This window comes from Ruegeria sp. YTSB088, from assembly GCF_059609825.1.
In genome coordinates this window covers 1-11,770 of sequence record NZ_JBXWMM010000013.1, presented here as the reverse complement: position 1 = coordinate 11,770, position 11,770 = coordinate 1, and the positions used below count along the sequence as shown (strand labels likewise).

The window sequence follows — 11,770 nt, the reverse complement described above, 5'->3', positions numbered from 1 at the left end:
CTAGGCAAAAAACCCCCGCTTAGCGAGGGTTTCTGATGGTAGATCAAGAGATCTCTTATGCGGCAATCAGTTCGTAGCGACCATCGTCTGCCTGAATATTGATCGGCTGATTTTCATCACCCTTTTCAGTGCTGCGAACCAACTTTTCCAGGCCCTCTTCGTATGGGATCAGCAGCTTTTCGACCGCTAGCTGCCGAATGACTGTTTCAGCCAAAGGATCAATTGGGAATTCGCCCCGCTCCCACCTACCAATTGTCTGCCTTTCAGCGTGAATAAGCCCTGCAATTTCTACTTGCGTGTAGCCCATTTCAGTTCGTAGGAAACGCAATTCGGCTCCGCTCATCGCTGACGGATGTCGAATGATACCCTCGGCAATTGCATTGTGGAGATAGTTGACAGCCGAAATCTCAATGCAAAGATCGCCGTCTGCATCCAGTACGGGTTCCAAGCCCCTAATGAAAACGTTCTGCAAGCCGCACTCGGTATAGTGATACTCGCTCATTTGCTTCCCTCCATTAAGGTTCCTGCGCGGGCATGAGCTTCGTCCGCCCACATGACAGTAACCATCTTTATTTTGCACGTGCTGGCATTTGGTATGACAACCAAGCGCACAGTTCGCCCATCGCTATTGGGCGATACGCACTCTATGGTGTATTTGAAGTAGCCTACGGTTTTCTCTGCCGACACTGCGTTCTGCAGAACAAATCCATTTTTTAGAACATAGAGCACATCTGACGAGATGATGCTTCGTTCGGCCATCCGTTCAGTCGAATGAAGCTTGTACACGATAGAAAATGCTGGGCTTCTTGCCATGTCGCGTAGATAATCAGTCGCATCTGCAGGACTCCACGGTTCATTTTTATACACCACTAATCGGCACTCGTTCGGTCATTCCGGTCAAGGGGTATGTATCACCGTGATGCACGAATGCAAGCCATGTCAATCTAAAAATCGCAACAAATTGATAACTGTGCGCACGTTGGATTCCCCGAAAAACCACTGAAAGATACCATCAGTGGTACGCAGACAACGCTGAACCGCTAGACTCGCCATTCAATTCTAACATATTGTTACTTTGGGACCTTCGATTCGGAACGCATTTTGGCGTGGAAACACCGCGTCGAGGGCGACGGGTCCGTCTCGTCTCTTTGGGAAAGAGGAGAAATCCAATGGCCAAGGGAACCCGCAAGATCGGACGGAGCGCTAAAACTGGGCGTTTCACTACGGTCAAAAAGGCTCAACAGCGTAAGTCAACTCACGTTGTTGAGACGATCAAAAAGCCTAAGAAGTAAATGGGCTTCAGGGCGGTTCTTCTTGGCTGGAGGGTCGCCCTATTTGATGATTTGAATATGAATCAAAGCCTCCCAATTGTCCACAAACGACTTAGATCTTCCGCAACCTCACCCCTGCACCGCCGCAGTTCTCGGCCCTAGCCCGACATTCAGCGCTCTTGCCAACGCCGCTTCCTTAAACTGCCGTTCAGCTTCGCTAGCCGCGGCTCATCCTACTTTGGAAACAGTCCAAACCGGCCAGTCTCTAGGGAACCAGTGAACTCGATGGTTTGATCCGACCGCGCAATTTCTGGGGTCGGTGGAACATTTTCGATAATGATGAATTGCCTGTCTTCGCTCGCACTGTTCAAGTCTTGGTAGAAGGCCTCCTTCAAACCGCTGTCACTAAGATCTTCATCGGCGGTATCAGGTTCCTTGTAGGAAAGAAGTGGCGAATCCAGGGCAACGAAACCAGGGTGACGACCTTCATGTTTCTTACAGTATCTCAGTAAACTGACTGAGAACGCTGCCTGTGTGATCGCTCTCAAGCCTTTGCCGTAGGCGATACGGTCTTTGCCGCCGATGACCATATCTTTTGACTTCATATCAAAATAAACGCGCCCCGAATTCGGGAACCGCCATTCCTTCAACGTTTCTTCAAAGGTCATTGCAAAATCATCCACGACCGATTTCGGAAGCTCGGTGCCAATGTTCGAGTTGGATGACGCCGTTGTATCTTCTGCGACGAGCTTTTTTTTGCGCGCTTCAAAATCCGCCAGTGAGTCATATAAGCTGATTGCCTCTTTCACATTGACTCTTTTGTCGGATAACTCTGTATATGTCGCGCGTTGGCGTTTTAAATCGGGTGCAACGATTTCGCGGATCTGGTTTGACACCTCTTGAAGCGAAGTTCTTACGCCGGGCAATCGTTTTTGAAGAGTACTCTGTTCCCGGTCCAATGTTGAAATAGTGGAAACAAGGTCAGTTTTGCGGCCTTCGATCTTTTTGATTTCGGCAGTGGCAGCGGCGACCACTCTTTCGATATCACCATCACAACTATCGTCGGCATGCTGGTGGTCAGGCGAAGCTCCGCAAATTGGGCAGCTGGTCTTGCCCAGAGCTACGAATAGTGAACCCGCTTCTTCGATACCCTTGAGTCTTTGAAGGTCAGAATCATAGTGCTCATCTAAAAGCTCAAAACGTTCGAGTAGTGTAGAAACTTCGGTCAGGCGATTGTCTATGTCCTCAATTTTTCTGAAACAGGTACGCCGTCGCACCGATAGGTCTTTGAATGTACGTTCAACCAACGAGAGCTGTTGTGCCTTCACTTCCAAAGCGTTTCCTAGCTTCTCATCTTGCTCCTCAAGTTCTGCAGGTTTCCCAGCAATGTTTTTGACTTGCTTCTGATAGTTCTTAATCAGGTCATCCAACAAATCGATCTGCGCCTCGCGACTGGTCTCCTCTGGCGTGGTCTTGCGTAGCGAGACAAGTGCAGAGTCATCTGTGCCCGTCAAAAGGTACTTAAATGCGGAAAAGTTAGCTGTATCAGCAGTATAGTTCCCATCCGCCAGCGGTGAGCGCTTCTGAATGATTTCTTCTTCGTTGACGATAGCAAGTCTTGCCAAGTTCCGAAAACTAAGGCTGATAGTGTCGTTATTCTTGTTTTTTCGAATGCGCGAATGCGCCATGTCCAGTTTTTCGAGCAACCAAGCAGACAAGTTGTCTGCATTCCTTTCACTGTGGGTATCAGCAAGGGTAGTCCCCTCGTCATCCACTGGCAGCTCTTGATCATAAATCCCTTCAAAGAGCTTGAACGCGCCGCCTTCATGGCTCCGCAATAGTGTGTATTCATTACCTGTGGATACATTCTCGATGGCAAGCAATACACGGTCATAGCCAACCCGTTCTGGGATATCCGTCAGCGGTCCCTTCCCGCCGAGCATGAAGTCAATCGCTTCTACGACAAATGACTTGCCAGTATTGGATGCGCCATGGATGACATTGAGGCCTGGCCCAAAAGTCACAACAGCGGGCTTCTTGTCGGTTCCGTGAAAGCTCAAAGCACGGATTTGGAAGCCTTCGATCATGGCGCGTTGTCCTCACTGGCACCCTGGACATCTTGAAACTCAACCATCCAGAGATCGAAGAACTCACGCATCATCGCGTCAAATGCCGCCTCATCGTAGTCGGATAAACGAATTGTCAGCCATTCGGCTCGTTCTTTTAGCGCGCAAATATACGGTGTTGTTAGAGACTCAAGAAACATCGCTGCTGCGTCACCGGCACGATAACTTATGCCTGCTTCGCTAACATCTCGCTCGATAAGATCTCTGGCCATCATCATATGTATCGCTTCTTGCACTATTTTTCTGCGAACTTCGGTTGCCGGTGTCTGGATAGGGGCTGAAGGGTGAAGGTCTTCGGGTCCGTCTAGTACCGAAGTACGCACCAAAAGATAGTCGTAAGCAGTCAGTCTCTGGATGTCGAAGCTGTTTGGATACGCGCTTCCCAATACGGCGACAGCTCGGATGCCAGCCTCGAGAGGTCCATTGAAGGTCATTGGCTTGTGATCAGTCATCCGCACTCCAACCCAAGCGGTCATCGTTTGCCAGCTGGTGGCGGATACCCTTCAAATCGCGCGGAAAGGTGCTTGGCGAAAGCGGATGAGCATCAAGCTTCAGGCTCTGTGCTTTGTCAGTTACCGCAACGACGCGAGCAAGTCCGTCGCAGTAATCACTATCACACGTATCAGCCACAGCGTCACACACTTCATCCTGCAGGCTCTCAAACGTGCCAGGTTCGGTTTTGTCACGCACAAAGACGCGCAACGACTCCGAGTGATAGAACGCTTCGCGAGATCGATTGAAATGCTTGCGTAACTTCGGATGTCCGGTGAAGTCTTTAGGGGTCTTAATTACTGCACCGCTGTGATCCGAATAAGCGGCAAAAAGCTTGTTTGTATAGACGGACTCATGTTTTTCGATCGTATCGGAGGGATCGCTGACTTTGGGTCGCGCCGGAAGTCCCCCACCAAATCGCTGAATGAAGTAAGGCGTCTTACGATGCTGCTCTAGAATTTTCAGGGGTGCCGCTGCCTCAAATATCGAGAAATCGAAGGCATCAACGTATGCCTTGAAGTCACCAATCAGTTCGACTGATTGGGTGGATGTGATTTTTGTAGAGACAGTCTTTACCCATGCATTGTACAGACCCTCTTTTAATTTTTTCTCATTGGCCAACAGCAGACCAAGCTTTGTCGACACACCACGCGGGGCGACGAAGAAATATCTGCTAGGTGGATCAAAATCCTCATTGAATGAGTGCCAGAGGCATTTGCCGATTTCGAGGTAAGCGTCGGCCGGGCCAAGCGATTTGCTGTAATGCTTGCACTGGTAGTTGTGCCAGACACCCAACAGTTGTTTTGTGTCGGTGAAGGCTGCGACATCTACACCTTTATCACCGGCACCCGTGAAACGCTGCACGCTCATATAAGTTGTACTAAGAGACGTTACCCATTCGTTGATGAACTTTTCCCATTCATCTGAGTCATAAGTCATGAGACGCGTCAGAGGTTCGATCGGTGGTCCAGATAACATGAGCGCGGCAGTTGGCATGGCATCGGCAGTACTTGGGACGACAATATCAGTCAGTTCTATTTTTCTACTCGCGTTCATAAATGACCTTAGATACTAATAAATTTTTTTTAGAGTATAACACCAATGTCCGCTAAGCCATTGAAAAATCCAACCCTTAGCATCCGCAGAGAATGACCGGTTTCCGCCCCTTCTGTGGAAAAACAGTGTGTTGCAAACGCAGAAAGTGATCTGAAGAACGCAGCGCATGTGCCTCTCAGATCTTTCAGCACGTACTGCGCCATTTTTTAGCGCTAAGCTCTTTTCAGTTTGCCGATGGAAAGGGCGGGTTTCCTGGCCATGAAGAAATACTCGAGATCAGGAGGGGGTGGTTTTATTGCCAGGATACATCACTGTTCGGTAGATCGTCCCGGTGCAGGACCATCACCGAATTTGGTCTGCTTGACGGCAAGTGGTCAACCGCGTCCCAATTCCAAAGAACCAGGTTGATGTCATCAGGCGTGGCACCCGATGCGAAACTGTTCACTAGGACACCTGCGTAGCCATCGTCTTTCAACCTGTCTGCAACAACGTGGGTTGATGGAACCAGTCCCTGGTGCATCTCGGATTCCCAGTTGTCATTGGCGATATCCTCCCATGAGATACCCAATGCCTGCCTGGTATCCCGGCTGGTCAGATCAACGATATGATGGCAATCAACTGCCAGAAAATAAAAGGTATAGGGTTCTTGATTCAGGCTGAAACGCACCTCCCGCGCGGCTGTTTCATGAGAAAGCGACGTATAGAGCGCGGGTTCCCCGATTTGGTTGAACCGCCCACCCCGTCGCGCGGCCCCCTCCCCCGACGTCGGCAGATACGACCAGCGCGGTTTGGCGGCACGGATGACGGTACGCTGCACCCTGATGGCATGCTTCAAGCGTAACCGCCTTCTAGACGCCGCAGAATATGGGACTTCAACGCTGCGTTTTCTCCATCCTTTACGATTTCCTCAGGCGTGCGCCCGCCAAAACCCACAATGGGTTCAGACCGATACCAGGCATAGGCCATGAGCGAGCTTCCAACTGCTGGCGCAACGGCATTCAGAATCTCGACAAGATGACGCAAGGATGTCTGGACTGATACGGAAGCTACTCGCTTCCGCCTGGACAAGGATTCCGGAGCAATGCCCAATGTCTCACCAATCTCGCGTTTGGTGGTTTTCAGATGCCGGGCCAGACGATCCGGTGAGATCATCCGGTCTTCTACAAGATCACGAAGTTCCATATTGATCACTCCTGTTGCCACAATATATGGACCAATTTATTGACAATCAAGGCTGTCCGATCCTTTACGTCGTGTTTCGTGGTGAAAACTCAAGCCGCCTTCCCGCTAAATCCTCCATAGAAGCTGCGTTCAATATGCAACTCCCCTGCCCTCGTAATCCCATTCAGTCTCCGGACATAAGCCGCTGCCGATGCTTCTAGTGTCGCACTCGAGCAACTGGCCTAAATTCGGCAAACCGCGTCATAACTGCCATCTTAACTGCAATTACGTAGCTCTTCGTAAATCCGGAGGTGATGATGGAATTTTGTCCCGTACAGCGCATTAAGCATTTTTGAGATTTTCCAAACCACCCGGCCTAGTTTTCTGAGGTATTAACAGTGTCGTTGGTTCCATTTCTCCCCGATCAATCTTGCTCATGATCGATGATAGGTAGGCTCTATGGCTTTGAATTCTCTCAACACGTTGCAAGATATAACCTAGGGCCATGAAGCGTATCGCTGGGCCATGTGATGATTTCATTGCATACCAAGCCTCTCCAAGCAGCATATGGTCAGCCAACTGGTCCATCAGCTGATCACAATGCGCTTGGTTTCGGGCGAACCTCAATTCTGAACATAACCGAGGGAATGCGTGCTCCATTTGATCCTGGGTCACCTTAATCTTAGAATGATCTTCTTTTTTACAATTATGACTCTGTAAGTGCTCTTTGTGCCCCTCAATTTTGCCGTCGCCATCCCTCAAATTGAGGGTCTCGCAGGGTTCTGATGGGCGGTTTTCCACAGAAACACACTCATTGATTTCGTCCAGTAGCCCCTGGAGAACGTCCTGTTGCGGCCGACGGCGAAGGATCAGTCGCGCCCGAACGAGTAGATCTTGAACACCATCTGAGATGGCGTCCTGAAGCCGAGCCAGCGCTAGTGTGCACTCATCCCGCAGCATCTGAAGGGCCTCTTGTGCACGACGATACTCACCAGCTAGGGCTGAGAACTCTGCATGACGGGTTGCCAGCGGTAGTAGTGACAGACCGCTGACCAGCGTCACCTGCCCTGCTTCGTCTCGTCTGCACCACCTTTTGCCGTTTGTAGCGGTAACGCGTTGAATGATGCCCAACTTTATCAGCTTCGAGATGTGGCGCTCCACTGTTTGAATACTCACGTGGGCTCGCCCAGCTATTGTAGCATTGCTAGCATAAACGATGTGATGGTCATCAGCCATTTTGCTGACACGATCAGCTGACATAAATGAAAGCATAGCTCGCAAAATAGAAATGCTCGTTGCTTTCAGTCCAAGTTTTTCACGGGCTTCTTCTATTGTACGAAGTTGCATCCATTTGGGCGCACTACTTCCCTGCCCGGCCAACGACCTGACTGCTCCTGTTGGAGCGCAATTTGTTACTGTCCTCATAGCTTTTTGTCAGCAGACACAGAAATATGGCCCACCCAAGGGTGTTTTTTCTTGTGTGGTGATTCGGGAGGAGCTAAGTTCAAGTTGCTAGACAAGATTTGGTCCTCGGGAGCATCACCGCTTTCGGGGGCTATTTCTTTCTGCCTTTTCTCCTTTGCTCGCTTGCCTTTGATTTTGTTCACAGCTGTGAACTTCTTACTTCCGTCCGCTCACTGCCTCAAAGCGGTCTCGGAATTCCTTCATTAGTGTTTCAATGTGCTCATCCAGCCAATCAGAGAAGCCGGGGGCTACGCTGTCATTAATGCTGATGTTCAGCCCGGAGGCCCCTTGTTTAACAGTTGCTAGGCCTTCTCCGACGATTCTGGGGTTCGGTCTAGGTGTTTCGGACTTCCTCTTTATCTCATCAAGCAGTGCCAAGAGTCGTTCATCTGAAGAAGAGCTGGGAGGCAGCTTCTCCAGTTCCCGGAGTGCGTTGCGAGGTGTGATAACCTTGTGATCCAAAGCGTCGACCAAGATCATCCACTTGGTGCGACCGAAGCCCGGTGCAGCTCCAATTGCATCACCCAGTTCGCGCGGTATTGATTTCGTAATGCGCTCTAGGTTGGACAACCCGGACTTTGTCAGAGACATAATTGTTATAACCTCTGACCTGTTCTTACCTGAAGCAATTATGTCCGTAGCAAAGCGTGCGCGCTCATAGAACGTGAGGTCCTTCCTGGACGCATTTTCAAGAGCTTTGGCGATCAGAGCCTTGTCATCATCAAGGTCAACAACGTTAGCTTTAATCTTAATGTTTTCGTCTGGGTAGTTTTCTTTCAGATAGCGGCAGGCAGCCAGTCGACGTCGTCCATAGATGATCTGATAACGCCCGGTTCGACCAGGCTCATGGCGCACCTGAATTGGCACTTGCTGACCATTCTCTCGTATGCTGTCTGCCAGTTGTTCAAGTGAATGGTTTGGGACGTCACTGTCTTCATCAACACTGGTGTTCACAGCTGTGAACTTCTCGAGCCTGTCCTCCACGCCCCAGTCATCGACAAGATCGGGGTCTATCTCATCAATAGCGTTATACGTGTCCTCAATGAATTGAAGACCCGGAGTGATTGGTCGGGCAGGGGAGGGGGCCACGTCCTTGACCTCCATAGTCGCTTGCTCTGCGATCTCCATCATGCTGGAATGACGCTTTCTTACTCTTCGCTCTTTTGCCATCAGATGCGCCCCCATGCTTCAAGAACCATGTTTTCTACTTCTTTTCCGACGGCATCCATCGATGCCTTGGCTCGGTCGTAAGTTGCACGTGTCAGGTCCGACCTATTCAGCTCATAGATTGATTGCTGAAGCATGGCTGCATCACTGATGGCGGTGCTTTTTAGGCTGGTCGCAGTCATTACTCGCTCTTGGAAGAGGGCTCGCATGAACGCGACAATTGTTTGAGATGGTGTGTCGACTGGCTCGTCCCGCGTAACCAAGAGACGGTAGTTATCATAAACTAGTTTTGCTCCGCTTCTTTCAATTACCTCCATGTACGACGAAGTCATTTTTAGAAACTGCGCGGTGGATGCGACATCGAGCATCGAAGGAGTTAATGGTACAATCACTGACGTTGCGGCCGCCATACCACCCATTGTGATAAAGCCAAGGCTGGGGGGGCTATCGATCAGAACCACATCGTAATCGGCATCAACCGACATGATGGCGTCGTGTAGGCGCGCAAAGAAGGGGTGCTGCTTGCTGTTTAGCTTTGCCGACTCTGCCTCAAATTCAGACAGCATCAGCCCGCCGGGTGCGATCGAAAGGCCGGGAAAGTACGTTTCTCGAATGACTTCCTTCATCGAAATTGGATCATGGTAAGTGATCGCGTCGTAGACGGTATCAATACTTTCATCCAGCTCGGTTTGAAGGCCACACATTGCCGAAAGCGAAGCTTGAGGATCAAGGTCAACACAAAGGACCCTGAAGCCTTGCAGTGCGAGGTAATGCGCAAGGTGAATACATGTCGTGGATTTGCTGGAGCCACCCTTGAAGTTCATCACCTGAATTCGCTGTAGTGGTTCGCCTTCGCGACGCCGCGGGACGTATCGTCCTGGAGTTTTACCGCGGGCTTCCAGAAGCTGCCGTAGTTTCCAAACTTCCTGACCTGTGTAATACCTGCGACCGTGTTTGATTTCACTGGCCTCGGGAACGGCGCCTTCAACAGTTGCCTTGCGAAGATACTGATGGCTGATGCCAATCAGGTCACAAACTTCTTGAGCCGGGAAAAGGCGCAGTTGCTTTGTAGAGTCTGGAGCATAGGCCGCAAGAAGGTGTTCTTTGATTGCGAGATTCAGTCGACTACTGATCTCACTGCTGATATCAACTGGGGACGTTGATGCGATGGGTGTGGTTGGTATCATGGTTACATCTGTATGCTCGAATTGGCGATTTACGCTCTACCAACACTGAGACCTGATGAAATGATTCAAGTCAACCTTTTTTTACATGTAGAGTAGTGGACTATGAGCCCTACTACATGTTGACAAAAAAGTTCACAGCTGTGAACTTTTTGCGCTGAGACGAAAGGCATGCTTTTTTGCAAGAGCGCTTCGTATCCCGTGCTCTCGAGATCCTTTCGGGGTTTGTTCCAGCAGAGTGTAGAGTGACACCTTAATCTCTGAACAAGTTACTAGCTTCGTCAGCTAGTCGATTTGTCTGTGGATATTTTTGCGGTCTGCCGCGGCATGTTTCTGCGCTGGCCACGTTAAAGGATGCGGCAGAGAAAAAAGGATAGGGCACCGCAGTCTGAGTTTCCCTCAGGCTAGGATTTCTTTGGACAATTTGTAAGTGCTCACCCCAACAGATCTGTTGCCGGGTTCTCAGCAATGTCCACATCGTCGTAGTATTTCTGTGCCTGGGCCATGGAGCGATGCAGGGAGAGGCGCATGGCGGCCTGGATCGGCGCGCCGTCGAGGGCGGCCTGGGTCAGGAAGCCCGAGCGCAGCCCGTGCGGTGAGGCAAAATTCTGCGGCAGCCCAGCCAGTCTCAGGCGGTGCTTGACGATCTGGTAGACCGCATCCGGGCTGAGGCGCCGTTTCAAAACCCGGTCGGCTTTCGAGATCGGGCGAAACAGGGCTCCGTCCGTGATCTGTCCGACTTCGATCCAATGCAGCAGCGCCTGCGCCGCGCGGCCCTTCAGCACCAGCCGCGGGGTCTCGCCTTTTTGGGTGGTCTTGGTTTCAAGCAGCGAGATCCAGATCACGCCGGTTTTGTCGAACTCTTTCAGCGAGACATCCTCGCGCATCAGCCCGGTGATCTCGGACCGACGTCGACCGCCTGAGGCCCAGCCTAGCATCAGGATCGCCCGGTCCCGGCGCGACCCGCGGCAGGTGGCCAGCAGTTGCTCGAGAATGTCGCGGGTGATCGGATGGGCGGATTTTGGGGCAGGGGGCCGGGCGGCGGCGCGCCGGGCTTTGGCGCGGGCCTGTTTTACCTGAGGTGCGTCAAACGGGGAGGCGAGATTCTTCATCCGGTGAAAGGCCAGCCAGGAGGCGATACGGCGGTCCAATGTCGATGGGGCAGGGCAGGCAAGCGACTTGCGTAAGCCCTGCCCGATCAGCGCTTCCGCCGTTTCCCGGGCAATGTCGTCTTTGGGAGCGTCGCTCAGATCGCGGGCATGGTCCAGTAGAAAGGTTAGGGCTGTGGCTTCACTTTCCGGCCAGTCCAGCGCCGCGCCGAAGCGCACCGCTTTCCACGCCGTGATGTAAAGCAGATCGCGCTCATAAGCCCGCAGCGTGTTTTCGGGTGTGCCGCGCACATAGAGGTCGGTCAGTGCCTCCTGATCTGCAAGCGACAGGGACGGGGTGGGGCCGGGAAGATAGGGGGCAGGGGGCTTCATGGGCGTATTCTGCGCCCATTTCCGGGCAAAAGCAATCATATCTGATAAGGGATACTTATCGAATGTAATAAGGGTTTGGTGATATGACAAATGTAGCGATCAAAAACGTCGGTTTTTGCGTACAAAGCGGGTAGGGATATTGCACTGCCGTGAAAATCAAGGCTGTGCCGCTAACTTTTGGATCGACCAGAGTCACCTCTTGCCGGACACACTTATCCTGCGATCTCAGCTAACGCCCGAAAGCCCGAGGTGGCAGCGCTGGAGAATTGCTGTTTCCGGATCATGTTGGCGGGTATTGCCAAGTTGTTGACGTGGGCTTGTGTGGTATTGGTAATGGTAGGTTCAGGCCGCCATTTCCGCGGTGTAAT

At 51.4% G+C, this 11,770-nt stretch carries 11 protein-coding genes; all 11 read right to left on the bottom strand.

Annotation, left to right across the window (positions count from 1 at the left end; translation table 11 throughout):
- Nucleotides 1-55 precede the first annotated feature (55 nt).
- Nucleotides 56-502: a helix-turn-helix domain-containing protein gene (locus tag AC2FFA_RS18345; RefSeq protein WP_496852676.1), complete on the bottom strand. Its 447-nt coding sequence runs from the start codon at nt 500-502 to the stop codon at nt 56-58.
- Complete coding sequence (locus AC2FFA_RS18340; protein ID WP_496852773.1) at nt 499-813, bottom strand: DUF4258 domain-containing protein; 315 nt, start codon at nt 811-813, stop codon at nt 499-501. Before AC2FFA_RS18340 ends, AC2FFA_RS18345 begins: the two co-directional genes overlap by 4 nt.
- 691 nt (nt 814-1,504) lie before the next feature.
- Nucleotides 1,505-3,358 carry an AAA family ATPase gene (locus AC2FFA_RS18335; RefSeq protein ID WP_496852675.1) on the bottom strand — a complete coding sequence of 618 codons (1,854 nt, stop codon included), beginning with the start codon at nt 3,356-3,358 and terminating at the stop codon, nt 1,505-1,507.
- Nucleotides 3,355-3,849 (bottom strand): ABC-three component system middle component 2, encoded by a 495-nt coding sequence (locus tag AC2FFA_RS18330; protein WP_496852674.1) that lies wholly within the window; start codon nt 3,847-3,849, stop codon nt 3,355-3,357. The genes AC2FFA_RS18335 and AC2FFA_RS18330 overlap by 4 nt, the downstream gene beginning before the upstream one ends.
- Nucleotides 3,842-4,945 (bottom strand): ABC-three component system protein, encoded by a 1,104-nt coding sequence (locus AC2FFA_RS18325; RefSeq protein ID WP_496852673.1) that lies wholly within the window; start codon nt 4,943-4,945, stop codon nt 3,842-3,844. Before AC2FFA_RS18325 ends, AC2FFA_RS18330 begins: the two co-directional genes overlap by 8 nt.
- Nucleotides 4,946-5,237: 292 nt before the next feature.
- Entirely contained in the window at nt 5,238-5,780 is a 543-nt protein-coding gene (locus tag AC2FFA_RS18320) for an RES family NAD+ phosphorylase (protein ID WP_496852672.1), read from the bottom strand.
- A complete protein-coding gene (locus AC2FFA_RS18315) occupies nt 5,777-6,127 on the bottom strand; it encodes a hypothetical protein (RefSeq protein WP_496852671.1) in 351 nt (116 codons plus the stop codon). Before AC2FFA_RS18315 ends, AC2FFA_RS18320 begins: the two co-directional genes overlap by 4 nt.
- Nucleotides 6,128-6,448: 321 nt before the next feature.
- Entirely contained in the window at nt 6,449-7,486 is a 1,038-nt protein-coding gene (locus AC2FFA_RS18310) for a helix-turn-helix domain-containing protein (RefSeq protein ID WP_496852670.1), read from the bottom strand.
- A 240-nt stretch (nt 7,487-7,726) separates the two neighbouring features.
- Nucleotides 7,727-8,740, bottom strand: coding sequence for a plasmid partitioning protein RepB (gene repB / locus AC2FFA_RS18305; protein WP_496852669.1), 1,014 nt, complete (start codon nt 8,738-8,740; stop codon nt 7,727-7,729).
- Complete coding sequence (gene repA / locus AC2FFA_RS18300; protein ID WP_496852668.1) at nt 8,740-9,924, bottom strand: plasmid partitioning protein RepA; 1,185 nt, start codon at nt 9,922-9,924, stop codon at nt 8,740-8,742. Before repA ends, repB begins: the two co-directional genes overlap by 1 nt.
- Before the next feature lie 431 nt (nt 9,925-10,355).
- Nucleotides 10,356-11,402, bottom strand: coding sequence for a tyrosine-type recombinase/integrase (locus tag AC2FFA_RS18295; RefSeq protein WP_496852667.1), 1,047 nt, complete (start codon nt 11,400-11,402; stop codon nt 10,356-10,358).
- Between the last annotated feature and the right edge of the window lie 368 nt (nt 11,403-11,770).

What these genes read in the sequence shown, in the direction of transcription:
- AC2FFA_RS18340 (WP_496852773.1), bottom strand. Translation starts at nt 813, where the DNA reads ATGGCAAGAAGCCCAGCATTTTCTATCGTGTACAAGCTTCATTCGACT.
- AC2FFA_RS18315 (WP_496852671.1), bottom strand. Translation starts at nt 6,127, where the DNA reads ATGGAACTTCGTGATCTTGTAGAAGACCGGATGATCTCACCGGATCGT.
- AC2FFA_RS18330 (WP_496852674.1), bottom strand. Translation starts at nt 3,849, where the DNA reads ATGACTGATCACAAGCCAATGACCTTCAATGGACCTCTCGAGGCTGGC.
- repA (WP_496852668.1), bottom strand. Translation starts at nt 9,924, where the DNA reads ATGATACCAACCACACCCATCGCATCAACGTCCCCAGTTGATATCAGC.
- AC2FFA_RS18295 (WP_496852667.1), bottom strand. Translation starts at nt 11,402, where the DNA reads ATGAAGCCCCCTGCCCCCTATCTTCCCGGCCCCACCCCGTCCCTGTCG.
- AC2FFA_RS18335 (WP_496852675.1), bottom strand. Translation starts at nt 3,358, where the DNA reads ATGATCGAAGGCTTCCAAATCCGTGCTTTGAGCTTTCACGGAACCGAC.
- AC2FFA_RS18325 (WP_496852673.1), bottom strand. Translation starts at nt 4,945, where the DNA reads ATGAACGCGAGTAGAAAAATAGAACTGACTGATATTGTCGTCCCAAGT.
- repB (WP_496852669.1), bottom strand. Translation starts at nt 8,740, where the DNA reads ATGGCAAAAGAGCGAAGAGTAAGAAAGCGTCATTCCAGCATGATGGAG.
- AC2FFA_RS18345 (WP_496852676.1), bottom strand. Translation starts at nt 502, where the DNA reads ATGAGCGAGTATCACTATACCGAGTGCGGCTTGCAGAACGTTTTCATT.